Genomic DNA, 14,958 nt, shown 5'->3' on the forward strand with positions numbered 1-14,958 from the left:
GGGTGGCGAGCAGACCGAACAGTGTGAAAGATTGCGGCCGTGACTCTCTCAGGTGTCGGAATTTGGAGCTCCCCGCTGCGCTACGGCGACCAGGTCGCGGCGGCGGAGGCCGCGGCCGAGCTGGAGGAGGCGGGCTTCACCGCGCTCTGGATCCCGGACGTGGGCGGCCCGGTGCTGGAAGCGGTGGAGAACCTGCTGCGCGCCACCTCGACGGTGGTGATCGCGACCGGCATCCTCAACCTCTGGATGCACGAGCCCGCCGACGTGGCCGCCGCGTACCACCGGCTCGCGGAGGGCTATGGCGACCGCTTCCTGCTCGGCATCGGGGTGAGCCACGCCCCGCTCATCGATGCCGGGTCGCCGGGCCGCTACCGCAGGCCGCTCGCCGCGACCGCGGCGTTCCTGGACGGCCTCGACGCCGCCGAGCGCCCGGTCCCCGCCGACCGCAGGGTGCTGGCCGCGCTCGGCCCCAAGATGCTCACCCTGGCCGCCGAGCGCACCCGCGGCGCGCACCCCTACCTGGTGCTGCCCGAGCACACCAGGACCGCGCGCGAGGTGCTCGGCGCAGGCCCGCTGCTCGCCCCGGAGCAGACCGTCATCCTCACCGGCGATGCCGCCGAGGCGCGCGAGATCGGCACCCCGTGGCTGCGCGGCTACCTCTCCATGCCGAACTACGCCAACAACCTGCTGCGCTCCGGCTTCACGGCGGAGGACATCGCCACCGTCAGCGACCGGCTCTTCGACGCCGTGATCGCCTGGGGCGACGAGGAGGCGGTGCTGCGCCGGATCGCCGAGCACCGCGAGGCCGGGGCCGACCACGTCTGCGTGCAGGTGCTCCGCGCCGACCAGCGGGCGCTCCCGCGCGCGGAGTGGCGCCGGATAGCGGCCGCGCTGCGCTGACCGGTTCGGGCGGGCACCTGCGCCGTCGAGGTCGCGGGCGATCCGGCCGCCCCGGAACTCGAATCGGCGAGCCGGGCCGAGGGCGCCGGACGAACGGTCCGCGGCGCGATCCGGGGTGCGCACGCGCCCTGCCCGCCGCTCCGGCCCGGCCGCGTCCATACTTGTCCCCACCCGCAACCGATGGAGGCCATCCATGCTCGTCGTCGCCGGACTAGTCCTGGCCGGAATCGCCGCGGCGATCCACGTCTACATCTTCCAGCTGGAGTCGCTGGCCTGGACCGCGCCGCGCACCAGGGCCATCTTCGGGGTGAATGCCCAGGACGCCGAGATCACCAAGCCGCTCGCCTTCAATCAGGGCTTCTACAACCTGTTCCTGGCGATTCTGATCGCGGTGGGGATCGTCGCCGCCGCGCTGGACCACCGGACGGTCGGCGCGACGCTGGTCTTCGCCGGTGCGGGCAGCATGGTCGCGGCCGGGCTGGTGCTCGTGCTCTCCGACCCGGGCAAGCTGCGGCCCGCGCTGATCCAGCTGGTCGCGCCGCTGCTCGGGATCGTGATCCTCGCCATCGGGCTGGCCGTCTGAGTTTTCGGCGGCGGCAACCGGGAAAGGCCCCCGGTAACCCGAACCGAAGGAGGGGTGCGCCGTGCCCGAGACCAGCGCCCGTGAACGGATCGTCGTCGTCGGCAGCGGCTTCGCCGGGTTCACCTGTGCGAGCGAGCTGTGCCGGCGGGTCGCCAAGTCGGGCCGCGATATCGAGATCGTGCTGGTGACCCCGCAGGACTACATGCTCTACACCCCGCTGCTGCCGGATGTGGCCGGCGGGCTGATCGACCCGCGCTTCGTCGCGATTCCGCTGGCCGACGCGCTGCCGCAGGTGCGGCTGGTGGTGGCGAGCGCGGACGCGGTCGACCTGGCGGGCCGCACCGTCACGGTCACCAGCGAGCACCATCCGCCGCGCACGCTCGGCTGGGACCGCCTCGTGCTCACCCCCGGCTCGGTGACCCGGCTCTTCGACGTGCCGGGGCTGCACGAGCACGCCCGCGGCCTCAAGACCGTGGCCGAGGCGCTCTACCTGCGCGAACAGCTGCTGCGGCAGCTGGAGCTGGCCGATCACGAGGAGGACGAGGCGGTGCGCCGCGCCCGCCGCACCGTGGTGGTGGTCGGCGCCTCCTACGCCGGTACCGAGCTGATCGCCCAGCTCCGCGCGCTCGCCGACGACTACGCGCGGCGCCGCGGCCTCGATCGCCGGGAGATCCGGTTCCTGCTGCTCGACACCGCGAAGCAGGTGATGCCGGAGGTCGGCGCCGAGCTGGGCGAGAAGGTGCTGCACGAGCTGCGCGGCCGCGGCATCGATATCCGGCTGGAGACCTCGCTGCGCGAGCTGACCGCCGACCGGGTGGTGCTCACCGACGGCACCGAGGTGCCGACGCACACCGTCGCCTGGGTGACCGGCGTGACCGGCGCCCCGGTGCTGGAGACCCTCGACCTGCCGCTGGAGCGCGGCAGGCTGGTGGTCGACGCCGAGCTGCGGGTGCCCGGCCACCCGTCGGTCTTCGCCGGCGGCGACGCTGCCGCCGTGCCCGACCTGACCAAGCCGGGCGAGATCACCCCGCCCACCGCCCAGCACGCCTCCAGGCAGGGCAAGACGCTGGCCCGCAATGTCGCCGCCAGCCTCGGCATCGGCACCTTCGCGCCGTACCGGCACCGCGACCTCGGGCTGGTGGTCGACCTCGGCCCGCGCTTCGCGGTCGCCAACCCGCTCGGCATCCCGCTCTCCGGGCTGCTCGCCAAGGCGGTGACCCGGGCGTACCACACCTTCGCGGTGCCGCGCGCGGTCAATCGCTGGGCCATCGTGATGACCTACCTGACCAATACCGTGACCAAGCGACCGCTCGCGCTGCTCGGGCTCGTCAGCCCGGAGGAGGCGAGTTTCGCTCGCGCGGAGGGGATTTCGGAGCAGTGAGCCTGCGGCGGAGCCGATCCGGCTCCGCCGCGCGCGCTCACTCCGTGTTCGCGTCGCCCGTGGCGGCGGCCTGCTTCGCCTTCTCCAGTTCACCCTTCAGCCGCTCCACGGTGGCGGTGTCACCGAGGTTGTCCGCGGTGGTGATGTCCTGGTTCAGCTGGGCGATGGTGTCCTCGTCCGGCATGCGCCTGCTCCTCTCGGTTCGGGTGTTCCATCGGCGGGGTGTCCGGTTTCGGCGGCCGGAAACCGGCGGGTTCGCGCCCGCCGCACGGGGTACCCGCCGCACCATGGATTCTTCTACGACCGCACGCGATGTCGTCCGGTACGGGTTGGCGGGCGGCATGGTCTTCGCCGGGCTCAGCCATCTGTTCTGGGGCCGGGAGACCTTCCGTGCTCAGGTGCCCAGCTGGACCCCGCTGGACGAGGACGGCGTGGTGATGGCCTCCGGCGGGGTGGAGCTCACCCTCGGCACGCTGCTCGCCGCGAGTTCGCGGGACAAGGCGCGGTTCGGCAGGTTGCTCGCGCTGTTCTTCGTCGTGGTCTTCCCCGGCAACGTCGCGCAGTACACGAACAAACGGGACGGCTTCGGCCTGGACACCGATCGGAAGCGGCTGATCCGGCTGTTCTTCCAGCCGGTGCTGATCGGGCTCGCGCTGTGGAGCACCTCGACGCCACGGCGCTGATTGCCGGAGATTCGCCGGGACCGGGCTACGCTGAGATCCCGACCCGTCGAGGATGTCGCCGTGAACCGTCCGGCGGTGCCGACACGACCGCGAGACAGCCCTCGTCCGGCCGTGCCGATCGGACCGTGGGACCGCTCCTACGGGTCCCGGTGCGCCCCGTCCGAGGGGACCACCGTGAACTGCGCCGGAGGCGCGAAACCCCGTGCCGCGAAGGCTTTCTCGACCTCGGCGGAGAGGGCGGGCACCGCCTCCGCCGGGACGAGGGCGATGGCGGCGCCGCCGAAACCGCCGCCGGTCATGCGCGCCCCGACCGCGCCCGCGGCGCGTGCCGCCGCCACCGCGACATCCAGCTCCGGGACCGAGATCTCGAAGTCGTCGCGCATGGAGACGTGCGAGGCGTCGAGCAGCGGGCCGATGGCGGCGGCACCGTCGGCGCGCAGGGTGCGCACGGTGTCGAGCACCCGCCGATCCTCGGTCACCACGTGCTTCACCCGGCGGAAGGTTATGTCGTCGAGCAGCTCCCGGGCCCGGTCGAGGTCGGCGACCTCGAGGTCGCGCAGCGCGGGCACGCCGAGCGCGGCCGCGCCCGCCTCGCAGGAGGCGCGCCGCTCGCGGTACCCGCCGGTGGCGTGCTCGTGCCTGACCCCGGTGTCGATGACCCGCAGCACCAGCCCGGCCTCGGCGAAGCCGAGCGGCACCACCTCGGCGGCGAGTGAGCGGCAGTCGAGGAATACCGCGGCGTCGCGCTCGCCGAGCAGCGAGGCGGATTGGTCCATGATGCCGGTGGGGGCGCCGACGGCGTCGTTCTCCGCGCGCTGCCCCACCTTCGCCAGGGTCTCCCGGGAGAGCTCGAGCCCCCACAGCTCGGTCAGCGCCAGCGCCACCGCGCTCTCGATCGCCGCCGAGGAGGAGAGCCCGGCGCCGACCGGGACGCTGGAGTCGATGGCGAGATCGGCGCCTGGCACGGCGGAGAGGTCGGCGCCGAACTCGCCGAGCGCCCAGGCCACGCCGAGCGGGTAGGCGGACCAGCCGCGCAGCTCACCGGCGGCGTGCGCGCGCCCCAGCTCGGCCACCGGCAGCTCGACCGGCCCGTCGCCGAACGTGCTCACCACCCGCAGCAGGCCGTCGGCGCGCGGCGCGGCCGCGACCGCGGTGCGCCGGTCGATGGCGAACGGGAGCACGAAACCCTCGTTGTAGTCGGTGTGCTCGCCGATCAGGTTGACCCGGCCCGGCGCCGACCACACCCCGGCGGCGTCGCCCCCGGTCAGCTCGCGGAACAGCGCACGGGCGCCCGTGCCGCGCTGCTGCGGCCCGGCCGCGGACCCGCCGCGGCGACGCTCCGCCGCCGTCTCCGGACCCGACCCGGTCATGCCAGTGCCTCCCGGATGCGGGCCGCCGCGGTCTCCGGCGGGATGTCCCCGATCCAGGCCCCCATAGCCGCCTCCGATCCCGCCGGGTACTTGAGTTTGTCCACGCCGCGGCGCGGCGAGGTGAGCTGCAGGTGCAGCCGCAGCGCGTCCCGGCCGACGCGCACCGGCGCCTGGTGCCAGGCCGCGATGTAGGGCGTGGGGGTGCCGTAGAGCGCGTCGATCCCGCGCAGCAGCCGCGGCAGCAGCACCGCCAGCTCGGCCCGCTCGGCCTCGTCGGTCCCGGCGAAATCGGGGACGTGCCGGTGCGGGAGCAGGTGCACCTCGATGGGCCAGCGCGCCGCGAACGGGACGAAGGCGGTCCAGTGCTCGCCGGCGAGCACCACCCGCGGCCCGGCCCGCTCGACGTCGAGGAGGTCGCCGAAGAGGCCGGGGCCGAGCCGCTCGGCGGCGTCGAGCAGCCGGGCGGTGCGCGGGGTGACGAAGGGATAGGCGTAGATCTGGCCGTGCGGGTGGTGCAGCGTCACCCCGATCGCCTCGCCGCGGTTCTCGAACGGGAACACCTGCTGGATGCCGGGGAGCGCGGAGAGCGCGGCGGTGCGGTCGGCCCACGCCTCGATCACGGTGCGCACCCGGCCGGTGCCGAGCGTGCCGAGCGAGCCGTGCTGCTCCGGGCTGAAGCACACCACCTCGCAGCGGCCCACCGCGGCGAGTTCCCGGCCGAAGCCGAGCTCGGCCAGATCGGCGAGGCCGGTGGGCGCGGCGGTGGCCTCCGGGGGCAGCGCCGGGCCGAAGGCGGGCGAGCGGTTCTCGAAGACGGCGACGTCGTAGACGTCGGGGATCTCGGAGGGGTTCAGCGGGGTCTGCGGGGCGAGCGGGTCGCGGTCCGACGGCGGAAGGACGACCCGGTTCTGCCTGGCCGCGGCGATCGAGATCCACTCCCCGGTGAGCACGTCGAGCCGCATGACGGCGGTGCCGGGGCGCGGCTCCAGCGTTCTGGCGTCGATCCGGCGCTCGGCGCCGAGCCGGGTATCGGCGTCGTCGAAGTAGATCAGCTCGCGGCCGTCGGCGAGCCGCGCCTGCCGCTTGACGATTCCGGATGCCACCGCCCCACGATAGCCAGGAATTCTCCGCGTAGGCTCACGACGTGCTCGAATCCGCTATCACCGCAACCGGGAGGGCGATCGCGCTGGAGTCGGGCGGCGTGCGCGCCGAGATCGGCACCGTGGCCGCGGTACTCCGCTCGCTGACCGTCGACGGCACCGCCGTCACCGAGCCGGTGCCCGCCACCGCGCCGCCCCCGCAGGGCTGCGGCCTGGTGCTGGTGCCGTGGCCGAACCGGGTGCGCGACGGCCGCTGGACCCTGGACGGCGCCGCCCAGCAGCTCGATCTCACCGAACCGGCGCGCGGCAACGCCATCCACGGCTTGCTCCGCAATACCGACTACACCGTGCACGACCACACGGCGGCGGCGGTGACACTCGGCGCGCTGATCCCGCCGCAGCACGGCTGGCCATTCCCGCTCGACACCAGGGTCCGCTACGCGCTGCGCCCGGACGGCATCGCGGTGACGCACAGCGTGCGCAATCTCGCCGACCGCACCGCGCCGTGGGCGGTCGGCGCGCACCCGTACCTGCGCGTCGGCGCGCACCCGGTCGAGGAGCTGGTGCTCACGCTGCACGCGGGCACCAGGTTCGAGGCGGACGGGCGGATGAACCCGGTGGCCGAGCACCCGGTGGCGGGCACCGCGTTCGACCTGCGCGCCGGCGTGCGGGTCGGGGAGCTGGACCTGGACACCGCCTTCGGCGAGGTGCTGCCGGACAACGGCGTCGCGGCCCGGCTGACCGCGCCGGACGGCGCCGCCGTCGAGCTGCTGCAGGGCCCGGGCTGGGGGTACGCGCAGGTCTTCACGCCGCGGATCTTCCCGCGCGACGGCGTCCGCGGGCTCGCGGTGGCGGTGGAGCCCATGACCGCACCACCGGACGCACTGAACTCCGGGCGCGGGCTGGTGTGGCTGCCGCCAGGCGCGCGAGCCGAGCGCAGCTGGGGGCTGCGCTACACGCCGGAGGGCGGGGTCCGACAGCGGAGCTGAAAGACGGTGGCAGGCACCGCGGTCCCGGCGCCCTGTCGAGCCGTCCGGCCCGGATCGGCGAGGCGGGAGCCATCATGCCCCGCACAGCGGGGCCAGCGCGGCGGCCGCGGCCAGCAGCGCCCGCGAGCGGGCGGCGATGGCGCGCCGGCGGGCGGCGAGCGCCGCGGCGACGTCGGCGGTGTCACCGCGCGGCAGCCCGCCGAGCACCGCGCGCACGGCGCCGATCCGGTACCCGGCCGCGCGCAACTGGTGCACGATCCTGGCATCGCGCACCTGGGCCGGGGTGTAGCGGCGGGCGCCGCCGCGGTCCCGTCCGGGGCCGATCAGCCCCTCGGCCTCCCAGTGCCGCAGCGCCGATGCCCGCACGCCGAGCGCGCCCGCGAGCTCGGCGATGCCCATGGCGTCGGCCGGGCGCGAGTCGGGGATGGGCTCGGCGGCGACGGCGGCGGCCGCGGCGGTCGCGGCGGCGAGTTCGGCGCGCTCCCGGTGCAGCCCGGCGTGCGCGGCGTCGAGCCGGGCGAGCACGGCGTCCGGCGGGTCGCGGTGCAGCGCGCGCAGCAGCTCCTTCGCCGCCACCGGGCCGAGCGCGGTGGCCAGCGCCCGGTGGGCGAGGACGCAGCGCAGATGCACCTCGCCGTAGCGGCGGTAGCCGTTGGCCGCGCGCCGGACGGGCGGCAGCACACCGGCGCGCTCCAGGTCGCGCACATGCTGCACCGAGCACCCGGCGCGGCGGGCGATCTGCGCGGTGCCGTAGTGGAGAGTCGGATGGGCCACTGCCCCGGTCGTGCGGTCGGAAGTCTCCACAAGCACTCGAATGTAACGCTCGAAGGCATGGAAATCGACGAGATCACCCGCCTTGTCACCGGGTTCGCCGGGGTGCTCGCCCAGTGCCCGCGCCCCGGCGACCCCGGCGTGCCCGAGATCGCCTGGGGCGACACCTTCTTCTTCTACGCCCCGGACGGCGAGCTGCCGCGGGCCCAGCCCTTCGCGACCATCGTCACCAAGGACTACCCCGGCGACGCCGGGTCGCGGCTGCGCACCCCCGGCCGCTTCCGGCTCAATATCGCCGCCGGCGCCGAGGCGTTCACCGCGCACACCGGGCACCCGCCGCGCGCCGGGATGCCCGCCCCCGACCCGGCCGCCACCGACACCCTCTTCGCGCACCCGCTCTACGGCGGCGCCGGGTGGCTGGCGGTGGTGAATCCCGGCGCGCACACCGCTCCCGCGCTGCCCGCGCTGCTCCGGGCGGCGCACGCGAGGGCGCGGGCGGCACACGAGCGGCGACACCGACCCGGGTAGAGCGCGGCGCGGCCGCTGCACGATACTGAAACGGCCATGACCAACTCCCCCGCCGACTCATGAGAAGCCGGAGATCCCCGGCCGCGCTGCGCACCGGCACCTTCGGCCACCGCGCCGCCGAGCACCGCTGGCACTGGTCCGCCGAGACCGCCGCCATGCACGGCTACGAGCTCGGCGAGGTGGTGCCGACCGCCGAGCTCCTCGCCGCGCACCAGCACCCGGAGGATCGCGCGTTCTTCCTCGACGCCGTCGGCGCCGGGGGCGGATTCTGCCTGCGGCAGCGGCTCACCGACGCCAGGGGCAACGGCCGGGTGGTGATCGTGGTCGCCGACCCGGGCCCCGCCGGGCTGACCGGCTTCTACGTCGACCTCACCGGCCCGGTGGTGGCCCAGCACCGCACGCTGATCGACGCCGCGCTGCCGGACTACGCCCGGCTGCGCGGCCCGATCGAGCAGGCCGCGGGGATGCTCATGGTGGTCTACGGCATTCCGGCCGGGCGCGCGGACGAGCTGCTGCGCGCCAGCGCCGCCGAGCGCGGGGTGACGCTCTCGCGCTTCGCCGAGCTGCTCTGCGCGGCGGTGGCCGACGGCATCGAGGTGCCTGCCCGGGTGCGCACCGTCTTCGACCACGTCCTGCTGACGGTGCATCAGCGGGGCTGACCGGGGCGGCGTTTCGCGGCGGGGGCGCCGGGTAGCACGGACCCGCCCCGTCAGCCCCGATCGAGGAGGATCCTCCGCCATGCCGGAAACCCCGCAGCCGCCCGGTGTGCCGGGCACCGAGCCCGCGCCGCTCGACGAGCCCACCACCCCGCGCGAGCCGCTGCCGCCCAAGCCCGACCAGCGCGGACCGGCCCCGGTCTCCCCCACCGGCGCCGAGCCCGGCACGCGGAACCAGCAGGGGGCCGCGCTCACCACCGCGCAGGGCGCCCGGCTGCGCGATACCGACCACTCGCTCAAGGCCGGACCGCGCGGCCCGGTGCTGCTGCAGGACCACCACCTGCGCGAGAAGATCACGCACTTCGACCACGAAAGGATCCCGGAGCGGGCGGTGCACGCCCGCGGCGCCGCCGCGCACGGCGTCTTCGTCGGCAACGGCGCGGCCACCGAGATCTCCTGCGCCACGCTGTTCGAGAAGGGCGCGGAGACCCCGGTCTTCGTGCGCTTCTCCACCGTGCTCGGCTCCCGCGGCTCGGCCGACACGGTGCGCGACACCCGCGGCTTCGCCACCAAGTTCTATACCGCGGACGGCGTGTGGGACCTGGTCGGCAACAATATCCCGGTCTTCTTCATCCAGGACGCCATCAAGTTCCCGGACGTGGTGCACGCCGCCAAACCGCACCCGGACCGGGAGATCCCGCAGGCGCAGAGCGCGCACGACACCTTCTGGGACTTCGTCTCGCTGCACACCGAGGCCACCGCGCACACCCTGTGGAACATGTCCGACCGCGGCATCCCGCGCTCCTACCGGACCATGGAGGGGTTCGGCGTGCACACCTTCCGGCTGATCGACGCCGACGGCCGCTCGTCGCTGGTGAAGTTCCACTGGAAGCCGCGGCTCGGGGTGCACTCGCTGCTCTGGGAGGAGGCGCAGATCGCCGCGGGCGTCGACCCCGACTTCCACCGCCGCGACCTGGCCGACGCCATCGAGGCGGGCGCCTTCCCGGAGTGGGACCTCGGCGTGCAGGTCTTCCCGGACACCGAGGAGCAGACCTTCGAGGGCTTCGACCTGCTCGACCCCACCAAGCTCGTGCCGGAGGAGCTGGCGCCGGTGCGGATCGTCGGCACCATGACGCTGAACGCCAACCCGCGCAACTACTTCGCCGAGACCGAACAGGTGGCCTTCCACCCCGGCCACCTGGTGCGCGGCATCGACGTCACCAACGACCCGCTGCTGCAGGGCAGGCTCTTCTCCTACATCGACACCCAGATCACCCGGCTCGGCGGGCCGAACTTCGCGCAGCTGCCGATCAATCGGCCGCATGCGCCGGTCAACGACATGCTGCGGGACGGCATGCACCAGACCGCCGTGCACACCGGGGTCGCGCCGTACCGGCCGAACAGCCTGGACGGCGGCTGCCCGTTCACCGCGAACCCGGCCGAGGCACTGATCGAGTTCCCGGAGATGGTGGCCGGGACCAAGGTGCGCGAGGCGCCGGCGAGCTTCGACGATCACTTCAGCGGCGCCCGGCTCTTCTACACCAGCCTCACGCCGGTGGAGCGGGCGCACGTGGCCGAGGCGTACTCGTTCGAGCTGGGCAAGGTGTACGAGCGGGCGATCAAGCAGCGCACGCTCGGGGTGCTGCGCCACATCGACGAGGACTTGGCGCGCACCGTGGCGGGCAACCTCGGGCTCGCGCTGGACGGCGCGGCGCCGGAGCTGCCCGAGGTCACGCCGTCGCCCGCGCTCTCCCAGCTCGGCGCCGAATGGCCGGTGGACGGGCGGCTGGTCGGAATCGTCGCCGATGACGACACCGATACCGGGGAGCTGGCCGACGCCGTCGCGGCGGCCTTCGCGGCCGGGGTGACGCCGCTGGTGATCGGCGCGCACGGCGGCGAGTTCGGCCCGGTGCCGATCTCCCGCACGCTGGACACCGCGCGCTCGATCGAGTTCGACGCGCTGCTGATCGCCGCGGCGCCCGCGCACCCCAAGCTCGGGGTGCTGCTGCAGGAGGCGCACCGGCACCTCAAGGGCATCGCCTACACCGAGCGGGGTGCGGCGGCGCTCGCCCGCGCCGGGATCGGCACCGGTTCGGCCGGGGTCGAGGCGGCCGAGGGGCTCACCGCCGGGTTCGAGGTGCTCGCCGCCGCGCTGCCCGAGCACCGGGTCTGGGCGCGGGCCGCGGAACTGGGCTGAGCCGGGTCCGCCCGGGGCGGAGCCGCACCCGGTGGTGGCGGCGATCCGGTGCGGGCCGGGCTGATCAGGGGGTGCGGGCGAGGGCGGCGTCGCGCTTGGCGAGCCAGCCGTTCATGGCGGTGAGCGCGAAGCGGAAGGCATTGAGCCGGTGCCGGTTCAGGAAGCCGTGCCAGGAGTGCGGGACGACGGCGTGCGCCACCGGGACCCCGGCGGCGTCGAGCTCGGCGGCGAAGGTCTCGCCGGAGGCGCGCAGGGTATCGAAGTCGGCGTCCAGCAGCAGGGTGGGCGGCAGGCCGGCGAGATCGGCGCCGCCGGGGAAGGCGCCGCCTGCCAGCAGCTCCTCGCGGCCCACGTAGTTGACGTTCATCGTGTACACCGCCGCCGGGGTGAACTGCCGGTACCCGGCGAGCCCCCTGGTCCGCCTGCGCACGGCGGCGGGCAGCGCGGGGAGTTCGGCGTGGTAGATGCCGTAGCAGAGCACCAGCCCCGCCGTCCCCGGCATGCGCTGGGCCGCGGTCACCGCGAGGCAGGCGCCCGCGCTGGCGCCGCCGAGCACGATGCGCCCGTGCTCGTCGGCGAGCGCGCGGCTCGCGTCGATCACGTCGTCCAGCCCGGCCGGGTAGTGGTGACCCGGCGGGGTGTTGGAGTGGCGCCGCCCCCACGGCCTCGGCGCCAGCCGATAGTCGACGGCGCGCACCAGCCGCCCGGCGGCCGCCAGCCGCAGCGCGACCCGGTGCGATTCCGGGGTGTCCAGGTCGCCGGCCACGAAGCCGCCGCCGTGCAGCCAGATCACCGGCGCCGCCCCGGCCCGCGGCTCCGCGGGCAGGTAGTCGCGGACCGGTATCGCGCCCTGCCGCCCCGGTATCGTCCGGTCCTCGGTGCGCACGGCGCTCATGGGCTACTCCTGTCGGCGGCGGGGCTACTCCTTACGCCTATACCCGGATTCTGTCGTAGCCGACGCCGAGCGGGCGAGCCCGACGAGCCCGGTTCGCGGCCCGTCTCGTCGCCGAGCGCTCGAAAGCGCACGCGGCGCAGCCGCGAGACTCGAGCGCTCGGCGGCGAGACTCCCCGGGGCCGCGAACCCGTCCGGCGGAGCCGGACCATTCAATACTGCGCTCCCGCGGGGTAGCGGTCGATGACCTCCGTGTGCTCGCCGTCCTCGAAGGAGTTGCGGATGGCGGTCTGGGCATTCGGCGGCAGGGTGTGCAGGATCTCCTGCACCCGCTGCCTGCGGCGCAGCATGCCCTGACGGACCGGCATGCCGGGGGTGGCCCGCATCTGCGGGGCGATGCCCTCGACCTCCTCGGCGCCGCCGTGGTGGTGCCCGGCGTCCACCAGCGCCTGCTCGCGCGCCATCTGGGTCTCGTCCTTCTCCTCCGACATCCCGATCGGCCCGATCATCCGGCCGTTCAGGAACTGCTTCACCACCGGCTCGTCCGAGGTCAGCAGCACCTCGCGCGGGCCGAACATCACCAGCTGCCGCCGGAACAGCATCCCGATATTGTCCGGAACCGTCCGCGCCAGGTTGATGTTGTGCGTGACGATCAGAATCGTCGCGTCGATCTGGGCATTGATATCGATCAGCAGCTGCGACAGGTACGAGGTACGCACCGGATCGAGCCCGGAGTCCGGCTCGTCGACCAGGATGATCTGCGGATCCAGCACCAGCGCGCGGGCCAGCCCGGCACGCTTGCGCATACCACCGGAGATCTCACCCGGCAGCTTGCCCTCGGCGCCGAGCAGACCGGTCAGCTCCAGCTTCTCCATCACGATCTGCCGGATCTCGGATTCCGGCTTCTTGGTGTGCTCGCGCAGCGGGAACGCCACATTGTCGAACAGCGTCATCGAGCCGAACAGCGCGCCGTCCTGGAACAGCACGCCGAAGAGCTTGCGGATGTCGTAGAGCTGCTTGTTGGAGCAGGTCGTGATGTCGACACCATCGATGTAGATGGCGCCGCGCTCCGGGCGCAGCAGCCCGATCAGCGATTTCAGAAACACCGACTTGCCCGTACCCGAGGGGCCGAGCAGCGCGCTGACCTCACCGGACGGCAGCGTCAGCGAGACATCCTGCCAGATCCGCTGCGAGCCGAACGATTTGGTGACCCCTTCGGTCCTGACCTCGACGCCCACGAGAACCTCCCTGCTCCCGGTGGCCCGGATCAGGGCTCACCACACGATACAGACGGCGATGTTACCGCTGATTCCAATACCCCGTGGTCCATATCGCCTAGAAACAACGCCTCGAATTCCGGCCCCACCGGCGGGCAGGAACGGTTAAGTTAGCCGGGGTTCGCATTTGTGCGAGCACATTTCGAGTGCAGGGAGCACCGCGACGCAGGTCGCTGTTCCGCCGAGTCCGGCCGCGGCACCACGACCCCCGGGCAGGTCGCGCCCTCGGACACCGATCAGCTGGTCTCGCTGGTGCTGCGGCTCACCGCCGGAACGGTGTCGCGCAGCCGGAGCATGGCGGCCGCGAGCTGATCGAGCCCGGGTTGCTCCACCGGGAAGTGCCCGCAGCCCTCGAGCATGATCGCCTCGGTGGGCGCCGCGATCCGCTCCAGGACCCGCAGGCTCAGTGCGGGCGGGGTCCAGGCGTCCTCGGCCGGGTGCACCAGCGTCACCGGCGGGCCGGTGTACCGGGCGGGCGCGGTGTGCTCGAAGCTCAGGAAGCTGGCCATGAAGCCGAGCGGCACTCGGGCCCCGCCGCCGCGCGGGTCGCGGGCGCCGAACCGGGTGAGCTCGGCGTTCGCGCTCATGGCGCCGAGATCGCCGAGCAGCCGCATCGGCACCATGACCCCGCCGAGCAGCGGCTCCAGCGCGGCCAGCGCCGGTGCCAGCCGCGCGGCGATCGGGGTGCGGGCGGCCGCGCGCCGCGCCGCCGGGTCGGCGGGGTCGAGCAGGCAGGTGGCGAGCACGTGCGCCGCTGCGCCGGTGCGGGACGCGGCCTCGTAGGCGAGCATCCCGCCCATGCTCGCCCCGAAGAGCATCAGCGGCCGCGGGTCGCGCGCGGTCTCGGCGCGCACCAGGTCGCAGACGAGCTCGATCCAGTCGCCGTACCGCACCGAGCGCGGATTCGGCTCCACGGTGGCGCCGTAGAGCGGCAGATCCACCGCGAGCAGTTCGACGTCGTCCGGCGCGACGGCGGCGGCCAGCGGCCAGAGCGCGCCGCTGTGCCCGCCGCCGCCGTGCAGCACCAGTACCCGCAGCCTCGCCTCCGGTACCTCGGCGCGCGCGATGTGCACCCGACGGCCGCGCCACTGCCACCACGTCGAAGCGGGGGCGACGCGGGCCCGCTCCCGGAACTCCGGTGGCAGGAACTGGGCGTAGTCATCGGATTGCATGCCTCCGACGATTCTCGTCCCGCGCCCCGAGGACAACTCGCGGTCGGGCCGAGCTGCTTCCGGCGAGCAAACCCGGCGTGAACTGCCAGTATCGGAAGGCCTCGGGGGATCGATCCGGTCGCTTGTTCAGGTTTCGAGCAGTCGCTTGGGTGCGGCGAGGCGCCAGGAGTCGAGCACGATGGCGCGCAGCTCCGCCCGGTCGTCCAGCGCCGCCAGCCGCACCCGGACCCAGGCGTTCCCGGCCTCGTGCGGGGCGATCCAGAACTTCTCCGGCTCGGCCGCCACCAGCTCGTCGCGGTCGGCGATCGGGCAGCGCACCGCCATGGAGCTCTCGTCGTCGGGCAGCGTCAGGAAGAGCGAGCGCCCCACCCGGAAGATCGGCATCTGCCACTGGAAGTCCTCGGCCGTCTCCGGCAGCGACAGGGCGTAGGCGCGGACATCGTCCCCCGATGCGGTCAT

General features: G+C 73.9%; 16 protein-coding genes. 8 read left to right on the forward strand and 8 right to left on the reverse strand.

Annotation, left to right across the window (positions count from 1 at the left end):
• The first annotated feature begins 39 nt into the window (after positions 1-39).
• The 3 genes from NH2_RS11380 to NH2_RS11390 all read left to right on the forward strand — a co-directional run bounded on the left by NH2_RS11380 (position 40) and on the right by NH2_RS11390 (position 2,864).
• Complete coding sequence (locus tag NH2_RS11380) at positions 40-900, forward strand: LLM class F420-dependent oxidoreductase (RefSeq protein ID WP_067652320.1); 861 nt, start codon at positions 40-42, stop codon at positions 898-900.
• A gap of 193 nt (positions 901-1,093) precedes the next feature.
• A complete protein-coding gene (locus NH2_RS11385) occupies positions 1,094-1,483 on the forward strand; it encodes a DUF1304 domain-containing protein (protein ID WP_067652322.1) in 390 nt (129 codons plus the stop codon).
• A 61-nt stretch (positions 1,484-1,544) separates the two neighbouring features.
• Entirely contained in the window at positions 1,545-2,864 is a 1,320-nt protein-coding gene (locus NH2_RS11390) for an NAD(P)/FAD-dependent oxidoreductase (RefSeq protein WP_067652324.1), read from the forward strand.
• A 37-nt stretch (positions 2,865-2,901) separates the two neighbouring features.
• Here the strand turns inward: NH2_RS11390 and NH2_RS28690 are convergent, their stop codons facing one another.
• A complete protein-coding gene (locus NH2_RS28690) occupies positions 2,902-3,048 on the reverse strand; it encodes a hypothetical protein (RefSeq protein ID WP_157103695.1) in 147 nt (48 codons plus the stop codon).
• Positions 3,049-3,151: 103 nt separating this feature from the next.
• Between NH2_RS28690 and NH2_RS11395 the strand changes: the two genes are divergently transcribed.
• On the forward strand, positions 3,152-3,547 hold the full coding sequence (locus tag NH2_RS11395) for a DoxX family protein (protein WP_067652598.1): 396 nt from the start codon (positions 3,152-3,154) through the stop codon (positions 3,545-3,547).
• Positions 3,548-3,684: 137 nt separating this feature from the next.
• Here NH2_RS11395 and galK read toward each other — a convergent pair whose 3' ends face one another.
• Both galK and galT read right to left on the reverse strand, forming a co-directional pair.
• Entirely contained in the window at positions 3,685-4,917 is a 1,233-nt protein-coding gene (galK, locus tag NH2_RS11400; protein ID WP_084505403.1) for a galactokinase, read from the reverse strand.
• Complete coding sequence (galT, locus tag NH2_RS11405; protein WP_245650509.1) at positions 4,914-6,020, reverse strand: galactose-1-phosphate uridylyltransferase; 1,107 nt, start codon at positions 6,018-6,020, stop codon at positions 4,914-4,916. Before galT ends, galK begins: the two co-directional genes overlap by 4 nt.
• Before the next feature lie 41 nt (positions 6,021-6,061).
• On the opposite strand from galT, the gene NH2_RS11410 reads away from it, so the two are divergent.
• Positions 6,062-7,006 carry an aldose 1-epimerase family protein gene (locus tag NH2_RS11410; protein ID WP_218021683.1) on the forward strand — a complete coding sequence of 315 codons (945 nt, stop codon included), beginning with the start codon at positions 6,062-6,064 and terminating at the stop codon, positions 7,004-7,006.
• 72 nt (positions 7,007-7,078) lie between these two features.
• On the opposite strand, the gene NH2_RS11415 is transcribed toward NH2_RS11410, so the two are convergent.
• Positions 7,079-7,780, reverse strand: a complete 702-nt coding sequence (locus NH2_RS11415; protein ID WP_067652605.1) for a MerR family transcriptional regulator — start codon at positions 7,778-7,780, stop codon at positions 7,079-7,081.
• 57 nt (positions 7,781-7,837) lie between these two features.
• Here NH2_RS11415 and NH2_RS11420 point away from each other — a divergent pair, with 57 nt between their 5' ends.
• The 3 genes from NH2_RS11420 to NH2_RS11430 all read left to right on the forward strand — a co-directional run bounded on the left by NH2_RS11420 (position 7,838) and on the right by NH2_RS11430 (position 11,158).
• The gene (locus NH2_RS11420; RefSeq protein WP_067652328.1) at positions 7,838-8,305 is read left to right on the forward strand and encodes a DUF6194 family protein; all 468 of its coding nucleotides are present in this window, start codon (positions 7,838-7,840) and stop codon (positions 8,303-8,305) included.
• 59 nt (positions 8,306-8,364) lie between these two features.
• Positions 8,365-8,964 (forward strand): ANTAR domain-containing protein, encoded by a 600-nt coding sequence (locus tag NH2_RS11425; RefSeq protein WP_067652330.1) that lies wholly within the window; start codon positions 8,365-8,367, stop codon positions 8,962-8,964.
• Between the two features lie 79 nt (positions 8,965-9,043).
• Positions 9,044-11,158: a catalase gene (locus NH2_RS11430; protein WP_067652332.1), complete on the forward strand. Its 2,115-nt coding sequence runs from the start codon at positions 9,044-9,046 to the stop codon at positions 11,156-11,158.
• A 64-nt stretch (positions 11,159-11,222) separates the two neighbouring features.
• On the opposite strand, the gene NH2_RS11435 is transcribed toward NH2_RS11430, so the two are convergent.
• The 4 genes from NH2_RS11435 to NH2_RS11450 form a co-directional block, all read right to left on the reverse strand.
• Positions 11,223-12,053: an alpha/beta hydrolase gene (locus NH2_RS11435; RefSeq protein ID WP_067652334.1), complete on the reverse strand. Its 831-nt coding sequence runs from the start codon at positions 12,051-12,053 to the stop codon at positions 11,223-11,225.
• Between the two features lie 209 nt (positions 12,054-12,262).
• Positions 12,263-13,288 (reverse strand): ABC transporter ATP-binding protein, encoded by a 1,026-nt coding sequence (locus tag NH2_RS11440; RefSeq protein WP_174552817.1) that lies wholly within the window; start codon positions 13,286-13,288, stop codon positions 12,263-12,265.
• A 275-nt stretch (positions 13,289-13,563) separates the two neighbouring features.
• Positions 13,564-14,499, reverse strand: coding sequence for an alpha/beta hydrolase (locus NH2_RS11445; RefSeq protein ID WP_067652338.1), 936 nt, complete (start codon positions 14,497-14,499; stop codon positions 13,564-13,566).
• A 126-nt stretch (positions 14,500-14,625) separates the two neighbouring features.
• A complete protein-coding gene (locus NH2_RS11450; RefSeq protein ID WP_067652340.1) occupies positions 14,626-14,958 on the reverse strand; it encodes an MmcQ/YjbR family DNA-binding protein in 333 nt (110 codons plus the stop codon).

Source organism: Nocardia harenae NBRC 108248 (genome assembly GCF_001612885.1).
In the GTDB taxonomy this organism is placed as follows: Bacteria; Actinomycetota; Actinomycetes; order Mycobacteriales; family Mycobacteriaceae; genus Nocardia; species Nocardia harenae.

Bases quoted from the DNA above. Each gene is read 5' to 3' on its own strand.
- NH2_RS11385 (WP_067652322.1), top strand. From the start codon at position 1,094: ATGCTCGTCGTCGCCGGACTAGTCCTGGCCGGAATCGCCGCGGCGATC.
- NH2_RS11435 (WP_067652334.1), bottom strand. From the start codon at position 12,053: ATGAGCGCCGTGCGCACCGAGGACCGGACGATACCGGGGCGGCAGGGC.
- galK (WP_084505403.1), bottom strand. From the start codon at position 4,917: ATGACCGGGTCGGGTCCGGAGACGGCGGCGGAGCGTCGCCGCGGCGGG.
- NH2_RS11395 (WP_067652598.1), top strand. From the start codon at position 3,152: ATGGATTCTTCTACGACCGCACGCGATGTCGTCCGGTACGGGTTGGCG.
- NH2_RS28690 (WP_157103695.1), bottom strand. From the start codon at position 3,048: ATGCCGGACGAGGACACCATCGCCCAGCTGAACCAGGACATCACCACC.
- NH2_RS11425 (WP_067652330.1), top strand. From the start codon at position 8,365: ATGAGAAGCCGGAGATCCCCGGCCGCGCTGCGCACCGGCACCTTCGGC.
- NH2_RS11420 (WP_067652328.1), top strand. From the start codon at position 7,838: ATGGAAATCGACGAGATCACCCGCCTTGTCACCGGGTTCGCCGGGGTG.
- NH2_RS11445 (WP_067652338.1), bottom strand. From the start codon at position 14,499: ATGCAATCCGATGACTACGCCCAGTTCCTGCCACCGGAGTTCCGGGAG.
- NH2_RS11430 (WP_067652332.1), top strand. From the start codon at position 9,044: ATGCCGGAAACCCCGCAGCCGCCCGGTGTGCCGGGCACCGAGCCCGCG.
- NH2_RS11450 (WP_067652340.1), bottom strand. From the start codon at position 14,958: ATGACCGCATCGGGGGACGATGTCCGCGCCTACGCCCTGTCGCTGCCG.